A 13,376-nucleotide genomic window follows, 5' to 3' on the forward strand; every position below is an offset into this window, starting at 1 on the left:
TCGCCGACGGTCCGTCGCCGCCCCACGTCCGGGGCCGCCCCACGTCCGGCGCCGCCCCACATCCGGGGCAGCTCTACAGCAGGCGCGGGTGACATCAGCCCTGCCGGGGACCACGGCGAGCGGTCGCGCTCGCCGGGCTCTCACGTCGCGCGCTCCAGGAGGCTGATGCTCAGCAGCGGGTACCGCCAGCGCTGCGCCTCCCGGTAGCCGGCGCTGATCCGTTCCCGCTTGCCGGGCGTCATGTCGCCCAGCGGGTCGGCCGCGGGATCGGCCCCGATGACCCAGATGCGCGGTGGTGTGCCGAGGCAGGCGGCGTCCGGGCACTCCGTTGCCAGGAACCTGCCGTCGCTGCGCTGCGGGGCGACGCGCAGCACGTCCGGGGGGCGTGGGGCGGGCAGGTAGCGCTCGTAGATGTCCCGTGGTGACCAGGGGATGCTCGGGTGGCTGTCCGGAAACACCACGACGTCGCCGGGTCGGTAGCGGGGCCCGATGACCGACGCGACACGGTACGAGTCCTGGCTGTGACCGGCGTGGGCGCGAATGGTCACGTGTGCGGGAAGGGCGAGGACGGCCGCCAGGCCGGTCGCGACGAGGGCCGGCGACCGTCCGACGCGGACCAGGGCGCAGGCCGCGAGGACGGCCAGCGCCGGCAGCACGACAAGCACGTAGCGGGCCACCCAGACGTGCAGCTGGGTGCCGGCGAGCAGCAGCAGCGCCATCGGGACGAACGCCGCGCCGGCCAGGCAGACGTACGCCGGTTCGCGGCGGACGCCGAGAACCGCGAGGACGAGGACGAGCCCGCCGACGGCCCCGGAGTGGAAGAGCCGTTCCGGGAACGCCTGTAGGGCACCCAGATCGACAAGCTTGATCCAGGACACCTGGGCGCTCTGCCCCCAACCCCAGGCGGACAGCGCGAGCGCCGGCAGCACCCCCACGCCGGCCGCCGTCACCCACCGCCGTACGGTCCGCCAGCCGGCGGCTCGTCGGGGAAGCTGCCACCAGCCGACCGCGGCGGCGTGACCCGCGAGCATCAGCAGGCCGTTCAGCGGATGCAGCAGCCCCACGAAGCCGACCGCGGCGGCGTACCCGGCCAGGTGACGGCGCGCGGGCTCCTCCAGCAACCGGATCAGGCACCACACGGCGACAGCGGCACCGAGGATCACCAGGGCGTAGGACCGGGCTTCCTGCGCGTAGCGCGACGTCACCGGCAGGATCGCGAAGAGCAGCCCGGCCAGCAGCCCGGTCCCGGCGCCGCCGAGTCGCCGTCCGAGCGCGGTCACCACCACCGTGGCGACGGTGCAGGCGGCGACCGAGGGCAGCCGCAACGCGGCAGTGGACGTGCCGGCCACCGCGACGTACACCTTCATCAGGGCGTAGTAGGGGGTCAGGACGGCGTCCACCGAACCGGCGAGCTGCCACAGTTGCGACCAGCTCAACCGGACCGCGCCCCAGGTGGCCAACTCGTCGGCCCAGAGCGCCGGGCCGGTCAGCCGCCACCGGCCCAGCGCCAGCGCGACAAGCGCGGGGATCACCCCACTCGCCATCGTCCAGCCGGACCGGGTGTCGCTCGTCCGCCGTTCCGCGTCCGCCCGAGGTGGGTCCGGTGGGGTGGCGACGGTGGCGGCGCGACGCAACGGCCAGGTGGTGGTGATGGTGGTTCTCCCTGAACAGGGGCGGAAGTGCCCGCGCGAACCTAGCCGCGTCAGGTGAGCACGCGGCGTCGCGGAGTCGCACAGATGATGAACGGCGGCGCCGGTTAACCGGTTGCCGGACCCGCGACGGCCTGCTGAACTATCCGAAACCGCCACCAACCTTCAGGGAGCACCAATGCGCGCTGCGTCGATGTCCGGCCAGAAGGGATCTGTCGCCTATCTGAAGGACCTGACGCTGCGTGAAAACCCTGAACCTCGGCATCCTGGCTCACGTCGATGCCGGTAAGACCAGTCTGACCGAGCGGCTGTTGCACGACGTCGGTGTGACCGACCAGCTCGGCAGTGTCGACGCGGGCAGCACCCGTACGGACTCCCTGGCCCTGGAGCGACAACGCGGGATCACCATCCGCTCGGCTGTCGTCTCCTTCGTGCTGGAGGACGTGACAGTCAACCTGATCGACACGCCCGGTCACCCGGACTTCATCACCGAGGTCGAGCGGGTGCTCGGTGTGCTCGACGGCGCCGTGCTGGTGATCTCCGCAGTGGAGGGTGTGCAGCCGCAGACCCGGGTGCTGATGCGGACCCTGCGCAGGCTGCGCATCCCGACGCTGATCTTCATCAACAAGGTCGACCGGGCCGGGGCGGACCCGGAGCGGGTCGTCCGGGCCGTCGTGGAGAAGCTCACCCCGGCCGTGGTGGCGATGGGTTCGGTGACGATGCCGGGGACCCGCGACGCCCACTGCTCCTCGTGTGGTCCTTCCGACGCCGCCTTCACCGACCGGCTGCTCGACGTGCTCGCCGGGCAGGACGACGGACTGCTCGCCGACTGGGTGGCGGACGCGTCGACGGTGCCGTACCAGCGACTGCGCCTGGCGTTGGCGACGCAGACCGGCCGGGCGCTGGTGCTGCCCGTGTACGCCGGCTCGGCGATCACCGGCGCCGGGGTGGACGCGTTGATCGCCGGGATCACCGAACTGTTGCCCGCCGTCCGGGGCGACGTGGACGCCCCGATCTCCGGCACCGTGTTCGCCATCGAGCGGGGCCGGGCGGGGGAGAAGGTCGCCCTGGTCAGGCTCTTCGCCGGCACGATCCGGGTCCGTGACCGGGTCCGCGTCGGCGCGGCCGATGCCGCGCTGGTCACGGCGATACGTGTCGCCAGCCTGGGGGCCGACGTGGTGGCGTCGTCGGTCGGCGCCGGCCACATCGCCCGACTCTGGGGTCTCACGGAGGCGCGGATCGGCGACCCGGTCGGCGTACCCCCGGAACGTGCCGGCGCGGGCCGCCACTTCGCGCCACCCACGCTGGAGACGGTGGTGGTGCCGGCGCGCCCCGTCGACCGGGCCGCGCTGCACGCGGCGCTGGGTCAGCTCGCCGAGCAGGACCCGCTGATCAACCTGCGGCAGGACGACCGGCAGCACGAGATCAGCGTGTCGCTCTACGGCGAGGTGCAGAAGGAGGTCATCCAGGCCACCCTGGCTGACGACTTCGGCGTGCGGGTGACGTTCCGGGAGAGCAGCACGGTGCACGTGGAGCGGGTGTGCGGCGTCGGCGAGGCGGTCGAGGTGATCGCGGTGGCGCCCAACCCCTTCCTGGCCACCGTCGGGCTGCGGGTCGCGCCGGCGCCGACCGGCGCCGGGGTGAGTTTCCGACTCGGCGTCGAGCTGGGTTCGATGCCACCGGCCTTCTTCGCCGCCGTGGAGGAGTCCGTGCGTCGGACCCTGCGCCAGGGTCTGCGCGGGTGGGAGGTTCCCGACTGCGAGGTGACGATGACCCACGCCGGCTACTGGGCGCGGCAGAGTCACTCCCATGGCAGCTTCGACAAGAGCATGTCCAGCACGGCCGGGGACTTCCGCAATCTCACTCCGTTGGTGCTGATGGCCGCGCTCACCAGTGCCGGCACGCGGGTCCACGAGCCGGTGCACCGCTTCCGGCTGGAGGTGCCCGGTGACGTCCTCGGAGCGCTGCTGCCCGCGCTGACCCGACTGGACGCGGTGCCGACCGACACCGTCGGGCAGGGCACCTCGTACCTGGTGCGGGGCGAGATCCCCGCGGGGTTGGCGCACGCGCTGGAGCGTCGGCTACCCGCGCTGACCCGGGGTGAGGGCGTGTTGGAGACCGAGTTCGACAGGTACCGCCCGGTGTCTGGTCCCGCCCCCACCCGGGCCCGCTGGGACAACAATCCGCTGGACCGCAAGGAGTATCTGCTGGCGGTGGCCCGCCGGGTCGGCGGCCGGTAACGGCGATATCCATTGCGGACACGTCGCGGTCCTCCTACGCTCGTCCACGCAAGGTCGACCGAGCACACCCCGAAGGGAGTACGCCGTGCCACGACGCATCCGCACCGCTGCCGCCTGGCGTCTGCTCCCTGTCCGCGCGGCGCTGCTCGGCACCACCACAACCTGTGTTTGTCGGGCGCTGCGGCGCTACGAGCCGGGGTGGCGCGACTGACGCGACGCTGACGCGTCCGCCGGCCGCCCATCCCACCGGGATCGGGCGGCCGTTTCGTCTCCGTCCACCGCCGCCGGGCACCGCCCAGCTCAAACTGATCATTAACGGTCATGGCACGACAGAAGGAGACCGCTATGGGATTCACCCCTCTCGCCGGCACCCGGGCACCGGTCCGGGTCTGGACCGACCCGTACGCCATCGAGCCGCAGGCCGCCCGGCAACTGCGCAACATCGGCGCGCTGCCCTGGGTGCAGGGGGTCGCCGTCATGCCCGACGTGCACTTCGGCAAGGGCGCCACGGTCGGCTCGGTCATCGCGATGCGGCAGGCCGTCTCACCGGCGGCGGTCGGCGTCGACATCGGCTGCGGCATGTCGGCGGTGCGTACCTCGCTGACCGCCGCGGACCTGCCGGACGATCTGGCCGGGCTGCGTTCCGCGATCGAGGCCACCATCCCGGTCGGCTTCGCCCAGCGGCAGGACACTGTCGACACGCGTCGGATCCGTGGCCTGGAGCAGGCCGGCTGGGACGACTTCTGGGGCCGGTTCGCCGGCCTGGACCGGAGGGTGGCGCAGCTGGAGACGCGGGCGCGGCGGCAGCTCGGCACGCTCGGCGGGGGCAACCACTTCATCGAGGTCTGCCTGGAGCAGGGTGGCGCCGACGAGGGTCGGGTGTGGCTGATGCTGCACTCCGGGTCCCGCAACATCGGCAAGGAGCTTGCCGAGCGGCACATCGGGGTGGCCCGGGGGCTGCCGCACAACGCCGACCTGCCCGACCGGGACCTGGCGGTGTTCCTCGCCGGGACGCCGGAGATGGACGCCTACCGGCGGGACCTGTGGTGGGCGCAGGAGTACGCGCGGCGCAACCGGGCCGTCATGCTGGCCCTCCTCTGTGGGGTGGTGCGTGAGCACTTCCCGCAGGTCGGGTACGACGAGCCGATCTCGTGCCACCACAACTACGTCTCCGAGGAGAGCTACGACGGGATGGAGGTGCTTGTCACCCGGAAGGGCGCGATCCGGGCCGGCCGGGGCGACCTGGGCATCATCCCCGGCTCGATGGGCACCGGGTCGTACATCGTGCGGGGTCGGGGTAACCCGGACGCGTACTGCTCGGCCTCACACGGGGCCGGGCGGCGGATGTCGCGGGCGCAGGCCAAGCGGACGTTCAGCACCGACGACCTGGCCGCGCAGACCGACGGGGTGGAGTGCCGTAAGGACGCCGGGGTGGTCGACGAGATTCCCGGCGCGTACAAGGACATCACCGAGGTGATGGCCCAGCAGGAGGACCTGGTCGAGGTGGTGGCGCACCTCAAGCAGGTGGTCTGCGTGAAGGGCTGACGTGCCGTGCGGGCCGGGCTGACCGGCCCGCACGGCGGCGGTCAGAAGCCGGCGAAGACCCGGCGCAGTTCGTCGAGGCTCACCGCGCCGGTCGCCCGCACCCCCTCCGGAGTGTGCGCGGGCCCGAGCCGGCCGAACGCCAGCCGTAGCCACGCCTCGGCCGGGGCCACCAGCTCACCGTCGGGCTGCTCCGGCGCGTCGACAAGTTCGACCTTCTCGCCCAGCCGCAGCCCGAACGTCCGCTCCGGCGCGTGCAGCCGAACCAGCACTGTGGCCTGCCGGTCGGCCCGCTCCTGCGGCCGGCTGACCCAGCCCAGCATGCCGCCGACCAGGTCGAGCAGCAGCGGCACCGCCTCCGGCGTCACCGCCGCGAACGGGTTGAACGCCACCTCGACGTCCCACTGGTGCAGGGCGAACTCGTTGAGCCGCAGCCGGCCCGCGGTGGCCACGTCGACCGGCGCCGGCAGGAAGCCGAGGTCGATCTGGAGCGAGGCCCGGGTCTCGGCGTCCAGCGACTCGTACGCCTCGACGAGCCGCTCGTTGGCGGCGAGGAACCCGGCGGCGTGCTCGGCCGGGGCCATCGCGTCCCAGCGCGCCCAGACGCCGGGGTTGAAGTCCGCGTCCGGTGCGGGCGCGCCGGTGCGGGCGGCCTCCAGCGTCGCCAGGCCGATCTCGGCGCCGCTGCCCAGGTGGCTCAGCACCTGCGACACCTGCCACTCGCTGGCCCCCGACGGACGGAGCAGGTCGTCTTCCTTGAGGTCCCGCACGAGCGCGGCGAGTTCCTCGTGGCCCGCGCGCAGAGCCGTGATGATCTGGTCAGCAGGGGTCGACATGGATCTCCTCAAACGGATTCTCGACGATGATCGGGACGCTACCCGACGTGGCCGCCGACGGGTCCACCCCACGTTCGGAGCGGTTCCGGCTGGCGGCCACGTCGGTCAGCTCAGCCCATGTGCACGGCGCCGCCGGTCGGGACGTCCTCCTTGCGCACCTTCACCAGGATCAAGGTGGCCAGGCCGGCGAGCACGATCAGCGCCGCGCCCCAGGCGAACGCCACCCGGTAACCGTGCACCAGGGCGTCGACCTGGGTGACCGGGTTCGGCGCACGGCCGACCAGGTAGGCGGCGACCGCGCTGGTGTAGAAGGTGTTCAGCAGCGCGGTGCCCAGCGAGCCACCGATCTGCTGGGTGGCGTTGAGCGTCGCGCTGGCCGCGCCGGCGTCGTGCTCCGGCACCCCGACCAGGGCGAGGCTGGACAGCGGGACGAAGGTGAAGCCCAGCCCCAGGCCCAGGATGACCTGGGCGGGCAGCAGGTGGGTGAGGAACGAGGTGTCCGCGTCGATCTGGGTCAGCACCAGCATGCCCAGAGCGGCGAGCACGGCGCCGGCGACCATCAGCGGCTTGGCGCCCAGTCGCGGCATCAGCTGGCTGGCGCCACCGGCGGCGATCAGCACACCGGCGGTGACCGGCAGCGAGGCGAGACCCGCCTCCAGGGGCTTGTACTGCAACACCACCTGGAAGTAGAAGGTCAGGAAGAGGAACGCCCCGAACAGGCCGGCGCCGATCAGCGTCGAGGTGAGGAACGCCCCACCCCGGTTGCGGTCCAGCACGATCCGCAGCGGCAGCAGCGGGTGGCTGGAGCGCAGCTCGATCACCACGAAGGCGGCGAGCAGCACCACGCCCGCGGCGATGAAACCGAGCGTCGCGGTGGCGTCCCAGCCGTCCTCGGCGGCCTTGGTGAAGCCGTACACCAGGGAGACCAGGCCGGCGGTCACCACGACCGCACCCGGCACGTCGTAGCGGGTGTTGCCGTGTGCCCGGCTCTCCGGCACCAGCGGGAGCGCGAACGCGATAGCGATCGCGGCGACCGGGATGTTGACGAGCAGGCACCAGCGCCAGTCGGCGTACTCGGTGAGCACCCCGCCGAGCAGCAGACCGACCGCCGACCCGCCGCCGGCGATCGCGCCGTACACCGCGAACGCCTTGGCCCGCTCGGTGGCCTCGGTGAACAGCACCGTGAGCAGCGCGAGCGCGGCCGGGGCGAGCAGCGCGCCGAAGGCGCCCTGCAACGCGCGGGCGGCGAAGAGCATCCCGCCGGTGGTGGCCAGGCCGCCCAGCGCGGAGGCCAGCGCGAAGCCGGTCATGCCGACGATGAACGTGCGCTTGCGGCCCCAGTAGTCGGCGATCCGGCCGCCGAGCAGCAGCAGCCCGCCGAAGGCCAGCGTGTAGGCGGTGATCACCCACTGGCGGTTCGCGTCGGTGATGCCCAGGTCGGCCTGTGCCTTCGGCAGCGCGATGTTCACGATTGTGGCGTCCAGGACGACCATCAGCTGCGAGACCGCGATGACCGCCAGGGCGATCCAGCGCCGCGGGTGCGGCGCGCTTGTCGACGTCCCGGCGCCGGGTGCGCCGGGTGCGGTCGAGGTGGTTCCGGGCATGGTGAAGCCTTCCGTGTTGCGGATGTCGGTGAGTCAGGCCTGAGACGGGCGGTCGGGCTGGTAGCGGAGTACCGGGATCAGCACCTGGTCGACGACCTGGGTGAGGAACGCGTCGTCGGCGGGTAGGCCGTGCGCGAGGATGCGGGACATGGTGAGCGCGGGCGCGAGATCGTGGAACAACTCCCGTTCGCCGGCCTCCGGTGGGATCTCCCCGCGGGCGGCGGCCCGCACCAGGATGGCGGTGCTGGCCACCCGTCCGGCCGGCAGCACCTGGTGGCGTACCAGGCGTTCCAGCTCGGGGTTGGTCCGCATGGCGAAGGTCAGCGCCTGCATCAGGTCGCAGTCGGCAACGCAGATCGCGGCCGTGGCGCGCAGCAGCTCGATCAGGTCACCGCGCAGGCTGCCGGTGTCGGGCGGGTTGTGTACGCCCACGTGCCGGTCGCGCAGGGCGGCGACGACCAGTTCGGCCTTGCCGTCCCAGCGTCGGTAGATGGTGGCCTTGCTGACGTGGGCACGGGCCGCGACGCCGTCGATGGTCATCCGGTCGAAGCCGACCTCGCGCAGCAGGTCGATGACCACGGCGAACAGGTCGCCGTCGGTGCACCGGGGGACCCGGGCCGCCGGGACCCCGGCACCCGCTCCCACCTGCTGACCACCCAGCATCCCCGTACCCCCCGCGAAACGATGTCGTACCGACACTAGTTCTGAAATTGTGAAGGTGCAGGGTTTCGTGAGTTGCATCGCACCGAGTCAACGAAACGATCGCGTTTCCGACGGGGGTCCGGGGGATGAACCCGCCGGTCAGCTGACGGGCGCGAGGACCACCGGCACGGCCATCGTGTTGATCCGGCTGCCGTCGCGGGCGGACACCTCGTACACCTCGACGGTGCCCTTCTGCTCCCGGACCGTGCGCCAGCCGACCACCACCCGGTATCCGCCCCGGCAGCCGCTGCCGCAACTGGCGGTGCCGAACCCGGCGGCCACCTCCCGGCCGGCGGCGTCCAGCACCCGGACGCTCACCGTGGCTTCGAACACGTCGGCGGTGCCGGTGACGATGAGCGGGGCGGAGACGCGGTCACCCGGGGCCGGGTCGCTGACCACGATCGGCGGCAGCAGGTCCGCGTAGTCCGTCCGGTCGACGGGTGCGGCGCCGTCGACGCGGACCTGCCGGACGGTGGGGAACTGGGTGAGCGTCCAGACCACCTGCGCCTCGCGCAGCCGTCGCTGCGTCCGGTCGTCGGCGGAGGGGACCCGCAGCGTCGCCGTGCCGTCGGTGATCCGGGTGACCTCGAGGCCGGCCGGGACGAGGGTCCTCAGCCCGGTGGCGGACTCCGCCCGCGTGGGTCCGGCGGCCAGTTCGGTGAGGGCCAGCCGGGATGTCGCCACGGTGGCGGGCCGGGTCCGCCTGGTCGGCACGAGCTGCCCGGCGCGGACGAACCACAGCTCCACCGTCACGGTGTCCCGGGTGGTGGTGCTGGCCGGCGCGGGCGGGGGTGTCGTGGTTGCCGGTGGTGGCGCCGACGGCGGATCCGGGCGTTCGGTCGGTGCGGCACTCGACGGCGCGCCGCTCGACGCCGTGGCGCTCGCCGGCGCGACGGTGGGCGCCGGACCGAGCACCCCCGAGCGCGGGGCGCCGCACCCGCTGAGCAGCGCCGCGGCGACGAGCACCGGCGCGATGGCCCCGGCGACACCGGGCCGGCTCATCTCGCGCCGTCCGCCGCCGTCGCGGCCCCGGTGTGCCGCTGCGCGCCGTCGTCGCGGTGCTGCTGCGCACCGTCGTCGCGCTGTGGCTCGACCCGAGCGGAGGCCGGCAGCTCCAACCGGAAACAGGTGCCGGAGTCAGGCCCGCTACGAACGCTCAGCGCCCCGCCGAGCAGCGCCGTGTGCTCCCACGCGATGGCCAGCCCGAGACCGCTGCCCGGCGCGGAGCGGGACGGGTCGACCTTGTGGAACCTGTCGAACACGCGGGACAGGTGCGCCGCCGGGATGCCCGGCCCCTGGTCGCTGACCTCGAAGACGACACACGGGCCCGAACCGGTCACGGCGGCCCGGATCTCTCCGCCGCCGTGCTCGACCGCATTGCTCACCAGGTTGGCCAGCACGCGCTCCAGCCGACGCGGGTCGGTGTGCAGCGAGACCGGACCTCCGTCGACAAGCACCCGGTCCGACCAGCCACGGGTGGCGACGATTCCGCGCAGCAGCGCCAACGCGTCGACGGGCCGCAGGGCCAACCGCTCCCGCCCGGCGTCCAGCTGGGAGATCTCCATCAGGTCCTCGACCAGCCGGCGCAGCCGGACCACGTCGCCGACCAGCAACCGGGCCGCCGGCCGGGCCTCGTCGGGCACCTGGTCGAGGTGCTCGCGCAGCAGCGACGCCGCGGCCACCAGCGCGGTCACCGGGGTACGCAGCTCGTGCGCGACGTCGGCGGTGAACCGCCGCTCGCGGGCCTGCGCGGCCGACAGCGCGGCGATCTTCGACTCCAGCGCCTCGGCCATCTCGTTGAACGACGCGGCCCAGGCGCTGAACTCGTCGCGCCCGCGGACCGGCAGGCGGGTGGCGAGCAGGCCCTCGGTGAGCGCCTGCGCGGCCCGGCTGGCTCGGCCCACCGGCTCCAACGTGCGCCGGGCGAGCGCGTGACCGACCCCGGCCGCGAGCAGCACCACGAGGACCCAGCCAGCCAGTAGCGCGGTGCGCAGCTGGGCCAGGTCGCTGGCGACGTCGTCCTCCACGGTGAGCACGTACAGCTCGGCGGTCGAGCCGGGAACGCGGCCGCCGACCACCAGCAGCCGAGGGCGTTCCGCCGGCGCGCTGCGCTGGTAGCCGAGTTGCCCGCCCGCGACGGTGGCCCGCAACCGGGTGCCCAGCACCGGGGCGTACGCGGGGTGCGAGGGACGGCTCGGACCGTCGACGAGCACCACGTGCCGACCGCTGGCCTCGAAGCTGGTGAGCAGTTCCGTGCTGCGTTGCTCGGTCAACGGGACGAACTGTCCGGCGAGGACGAGCTGGTAGCGGGCGTCGGCGGCGGCCTCGTGCAGCGACGCGTCCCACCAGGACTGTCGCAGCAGCAGCCCGGTCCCGCCGGCGAGCAGTCCCGCCGAGACCCCGGCGACCAGGACGAACGCGATGGTCAGCCGGCGCCGCAGGCGGCCCGGAGACACCGCGCGTCCGGCCATCGCAGACCCTCCCGTCAGCCCGTGGACAACTTGTAGCCGGCGCCGCGCACGGTACGGACCAGCCGTGGCTGCGCGGGATCGTCCTCGATCTTGGCGCGCAGCCGCTGCACCGCCACGTCGACAAGTCGGGAGTCGCCGAGGAAGCCGTGGTTCCAGACCAGGTCCAGCAGCAGCTCCCGGGTGAAGACCTGGCCGGGTCGGCGGGCCAGTTCCAGCAGCAGGCGGAACTCGGTGGCGGTCAGCGCCACCTCCCGGCCGTGCCGCCGGACCAGGAAGCCGCCCGGGTCGATCTCCAGGCCGCCGACCTCGATGACGCTCGACGCGACCGGCGCGCTCACCCTGCGCAGCACCGAGCGGACCCGGGCCACCAACTCGGGCAGGTCGAAGGGCTTACGCAGGTAGTCGTCCGCGCCGCACTCCAACCCGACCACCACGTCGATCGTGTCGGTGCGCGCGGTCAGCATCAGGATCGGCACCTGGCTGGTGCGCCGGATCTCGCGACAGACCTCCAGGCCGTCCAGGCCGGGCAGCATGACGTCGAGCACGATCAGGTCGACCGGGTGGGCCCGCCACGCCGCGAGGGCGTGCCGCCCGTCGACGGCCGTGTCGACCCGGAAGCCGGCGCGGCGCAGACCGAGGGCGGTGACCTCCCGGATCGAGGCGTCGTCCTCGACCACCAGCACGCGGCCCTCCATCATCCGAGGGTAGACCCGGTGCCACGCTGCGTAGTCCTGGCGGAACGGTCGACATCGACGGCCGGCTGGCCCCCTGCCCGGCACCCTCCAACCGCTACGGTCAGGTGCCTTCGGCACCCCTGAACCAGTTCACACGAAAGGGCACGACGTGAAACGTCATGGCTGCGTGATCCGACTCCGCCCCGAACAGCGGGAGACCTACCTGCGGTTGCACGCCGCCGTCTGGCCGAGCGTCGAGAAGACGCTGCGCGAGGCGAACTTCCGCAACTACACCATCTTTCTTCACGACGACCTGCTCTTCGGCTACTACGAGTACGTCGGCGACGACTACGAGGCCGACCAGCGGCTGATCGCCGCGGACCCGCAGACGCAGGAGTGGTGGAAGCTGACCGACCCGTGTCAGGAGTCGATCGCCGAGCCCGGCTCGGGGGACTGGTGGGCCCCGATGCGCGAGATCTGGCACCTGGCCGACGAGGCGCCCGACCAGGCCGAGACGAGTAGTTCCTGACCCTGGCCCGGGCTGTGACCGACGGCCGGCGGTGACCGTCGGTCACCTCAGTGGGGGCGGATGCGGTAGTGAACGGTATACCTCAGAGTCATATTCATACCTCTGAGGTATACCGCCCACCGGCACATCCAGTCGTCGGCAGGCAGGCCACCCCCGACGACAGCCGAGCTGCGAGAATCGCCCGAGACCGCCTCGGCTGACGCCGGTGTCGAAAATCTTCGAGGAAATATCGGCGTGCCTGTCGATCGGGGTCGGTTCAATTCGTAGCCCTGGTGAGAGCCCGGCACAGCGACGGGCCCCGCACCCCACTGGAGGGCACGATGACCACCACCGCGACCACCACCCCCGCCGCCACGTCGACCTTCGGCGCGCTGATCCGTACCGGTCTCGTCGCCACGGTCGCCGCGAGCGCCGCCACCATGGCCGTCGCCACCGTCGGCGGTGCGGCCGGAGTCAGCCTCGACGTGGCCGACGCGCCGATTCCGGTGACGGGGTTCGGTGTGCTGACCTTCGCCTTCTCGCTGGTCGGGGTGCTCCTCGCCGCGCTGCTGTCCCGTTTCGCCAGGCATCCGCGGCGTACGTTCGTCCGCACGACGGTGGCGCTGACGGTCCTGTCGCTGGTGCCGGACGTCATCGTCGAGGCCGGGGTGGCCACCAGGGTGCTGCTGATGCTCACCCACCTGGTCGCGGCCGCGATCGTGATCCCCGCTGTCGCACGCCGTCTGGCCGCCTGACCTACCGCCATCCCACAGTCGACCCACCGGAGGATCGTCATGAAGCAGTACCTGTTGTCCGTGCACTCCGTCGAGGGCGCGCCGGAGCCGTCCGACGAGGAGGTGCAGGCCATGTTCCGGGAGACCGGCCGGATCAACGACGAGATGCAGGCGACGGGCGCCTGGGTCTTCGCCGGAGGGCTCCGCTCGCCGGACAGTGCCACAGTGGTCCGGATCGAGAACGGCGCCACCACGATGAGCGACGGACCGTTCGCCGAGACGAAGGAGCACATCGCCGGGTTCTGGGTGATCAAGTGCGCCGACCTGGATCAGGCGCTGGCCTGGGCCGAGAAGTGCGCGGCGGCCTGTGGCCCGGTCGAGGTGCGTCCCTTCGACGACCTGTCCCAGGCCTGACC

At 72.6% G+C, this 13,376-nt stretch carries 13 protein-coding genes; 6 read left to right on the plus strand and 7 right to left on the minus strand.

Annotated elements, in window-relative coordinates:
- Positions 1-140 precede the first annotated feature (140 nt).
- Complete coding sequence (locus ACQPWW_RS15390) at positions 141-1,634, minus strand: glycosyltransferase family 39 protein (protein WP_433133283.1); 1,494 nt, start codon at positions 1,632-1,634, stop codon at positions 141-143.
- Positions 1,635-1,891: 257 nt separating this feature from the next.
- On the opposite strand from ACQPWW_RS15390, the gene ACQPWW_RS15395 reads away from it, so the two are divergent.
- From ACQPWW_RS15395 to ACQPWW_RS15405, 3 genes are all read left to right on the plus strand, one after another.
- The gene (locus ACQPWW_RS15395; protein ID WP_433133285.1) at positions 1,892-3,889 is read left to right on the plus strand and encodes a GTP-binding protein; all 1,998 of its coding nucleotides are present in this window, start codon (positions 1,892-1,894) and stop codon (positions 3,887-3,889) included.
- An 85-nt stretch (positions 3,890-3,974) separates the two neighbouring features.
- Complete coding sequence (locus ACQPWW_RS15400) at positions 3,975-4,100, plus strand: hypothetical protein (protein WP_433133287.1); 126 nt, start codon at positions 3,975-3,977, stop codon at positions 4,098-4,100.
- Between the two features lie 134 nt (positions 4,101-4,234).
- Entirely contained in the window at positions 4,235-5,434 is a 1,200-nt protein-coding gene (locus ACQPWW_RS15405) for an RtcB family protein (protein ID WP_433133289.1), read from the plus strand.
- Positions 5,435-5,475: 41 nt separating this feature from the next.
- Here ACQPWW_RS15405 and ACQPWW_RS15410 read toward each other — a convergent pair whose 3' ends face one another.
- The 6 genes from ACQPWW_RS15410 to ACQPWW_RS15435 all read right to left on the minus strand — a co-directional run bounded on the left by ACQPWW_RS15410 (position 5,476) and on the right by ACQPWW_RS15435 (position 11,739).
- Positions 5,476-6,267: a maleylpyruvate isomerase family mycothiol-dependent enzyme gene (locus ACQPWW_RS15410; protein ID WP_433133291.1), complete on the minus strand. Its 792-nt coding sequence runs from the start codon at positions 6,265-6,267 to the stop codon at positions 5,476-5,478.
- 110 nt (positions 6,268-6,377) lie between these two features.
- On the minus strand, positions 6,378-7,871 hold the full coding sequence (locus ACQPWW_RS15415; RefSeq protein ID WP_433133293.1) for an MFS transporter: 1,494 nt from the start codon (positions 7,869-7,871) through the stop codon (positions 6,378-6,380).
- 33 nt (positions 7,872-7,904) lie between these two features.
- Positions 7,905-8,534 carry a TetR/AcrR family transcriptional regulator gene (locus tag ACQPWW_RS15420; protein WP_433133295.1) on the minus strand — a complete coding sequence of 210 codons (630 nt, stop codon included), beginning with the start codon at positions 8,532-8,534 and terminating at the stop codon, positions 7,905-7,907.
- A 138-nt stretch (positions 8,535-8,672) separates the two neighbouring features.
- Positions 8,673-9,575 (minus strand): Gmad2 immunoglobulin-like domain-containing protein, encoded by a 903-nt coding sequence (locus ACQPWW_RS15425; RefSeq protein WP_433133297.1) that lies wholly within the window; start codon positions 9,573-9,575, stop codon positions 8,673-8,675.
- Positions 9,572-11,044: an ATP-binding protein gene (locus tag ACQPWW_RS15430; protein WP_433133299.1), complete on the minus strand. Its 1,473-nt coding sequence runs from the start codon at positions 11,042-11,044 to the stop codon at positions 9,572-9,574. The genes ACQPWW_RS15425 and ACQPWW_RS15430 overlap by 4 nt, the downstream gene beginning before the upstream one ends.
- Positions 11,045-11,058: 14 nt before the next feature.
- A complete protein-coding gene (locus ACQPWW_RS15435; protein ID WP_433133301.1) occupies positions 11,059-11,739 on the minus strand; it encodes a response regulator in 681 nt (226 codons plus the stop codon).
- A 148-nt stretch (positions 11,740-11,887) separates the two neighbouring features.
- On the opposite strand from ACQPWW_RS15435, the gene ACQPWW_RS15440 reads away from it, so the two are divergent.
- The 3 genes from ACQPWW_RS15440 (at position 11,888) to ACQPWW_RS15450 (ending at position 13,374) form a co-directional block, all read left to right on the plus strand.
- The gene (locus ACQPWW_RS15440) at positions 11,888-12,247 is read left to right on the plus strand and encodes an L-rhamnose mutarotase (protein WP_433133303.1); all 360 of its coding nucleotides are present in this window, start codon (positions 11,888-11,890) and stop codon (positions 12,245-12,247) included.
- A 320-nt stretch (positions 12,248-12,567) separates the two neighbouring features.
- Positions 12,568-12,981: a DUF6069 family protein gene (locus ACQPWW_RS15445; RefSeq protein WP_433133305.1), complete on the plus strand. Its 414-nt coding sequence runs from the start codon at positions 12,568-12,570 to the stop codon at positions 12,979-12,981.
- A 39-nt stretch (positions 12,982-13,020) separates the two neighbouring features.
- Entirely contained in the window at positions 13,021-13,374 is a 354-nt protein-coding gene (locus ACQPWW_RS15450; RefSeq protein ID WP_433133307.1) for a YciI family protein, read from the plus strand.
- Positions 13,375-13,376: the final 2 nt, after the last annotated feature.

Origin of the sequence: Micromonospora sp. CA-240977, from assembly GCF_050942285.1 — a bacterium.
In the GTDB taxonomy this organism is placed as follows: Bacteria; Actinomycetota; Actinomycetes; order Mycobacteriales; family Micromonosporaceae; genus Micromonospora.

Excerpts from the sequence above, each read along its gene's own strand:
- ACQPWW_RS15445 (WP_433133305.1), top strand. The coding sequence starts at position 12,568 with ATGACCACCACCGCGACCACCACCCCCGCCGCCACGTCGACCTTCGGC.
- ACQPWW_RS15405 (WP_433133289.1), top strand. The coding sequence starts at position 4,235 with ATGGGATTCACCCCTCTCGCCGGCACCCGGGCACCGGTCCGGGTCTGG.
- ACQPWW_RS15450 (WP_433133307.1), top strand. The coding sequence starts at position 13,021 with ATGAAGCAGTACCTGTTGTCCGTGCACTCCGTCGAGGGCGCGCCGGAG.
- ACQPWW_RS15430 (WP_433133299.1), bottom strand. The coding sequence starts at position 11,044 with ATGGCCGGACGCGCGGTGTCTCCGGGCCGCCTGCGGCGCCGGCTGACC.
- ACQPWW_RS15415 (WP_433133293.1), bottom strand. The coding sequence starts at position 7,871 with ATGCCCGGAACCACCTCGACCGCACCCGGCGCACCCGGCGCCGGGACG.
- ACQPWW_RS15410 (WP_433133291.1), bottom strand. The coding sequence starts at position 6,267 with ATGTCGACCCCTGCTGACCAGATCATCACGGCTCTGCGCGCGGGCCAC.
- ACQPWW_RS15425 (WP_433133297.1), bottom strand. The coding sequence starts at position 9,575 with ATGAGCCGGCCCGGTGTCGCCGGGGCCATCGCGCCGGTGCTCGTCGCC.
- ACQPWW_RS15435 (WP_433133301.1), bottom strand. The coding sequence starts at position 11,739 with ATGGAGGGCCGCGTGCTGGTGGTCGAGGACGACGCCTCGATCCGGGAG.
- ACQPWW_RS15420 (WP_433133295.1), bottom strand. The coding sequence starts at position 8,534 with ATGCTGGGTGGTCAGCAGGTGGGAGCGGGTGCCGGGGTCCCGGCGGCC.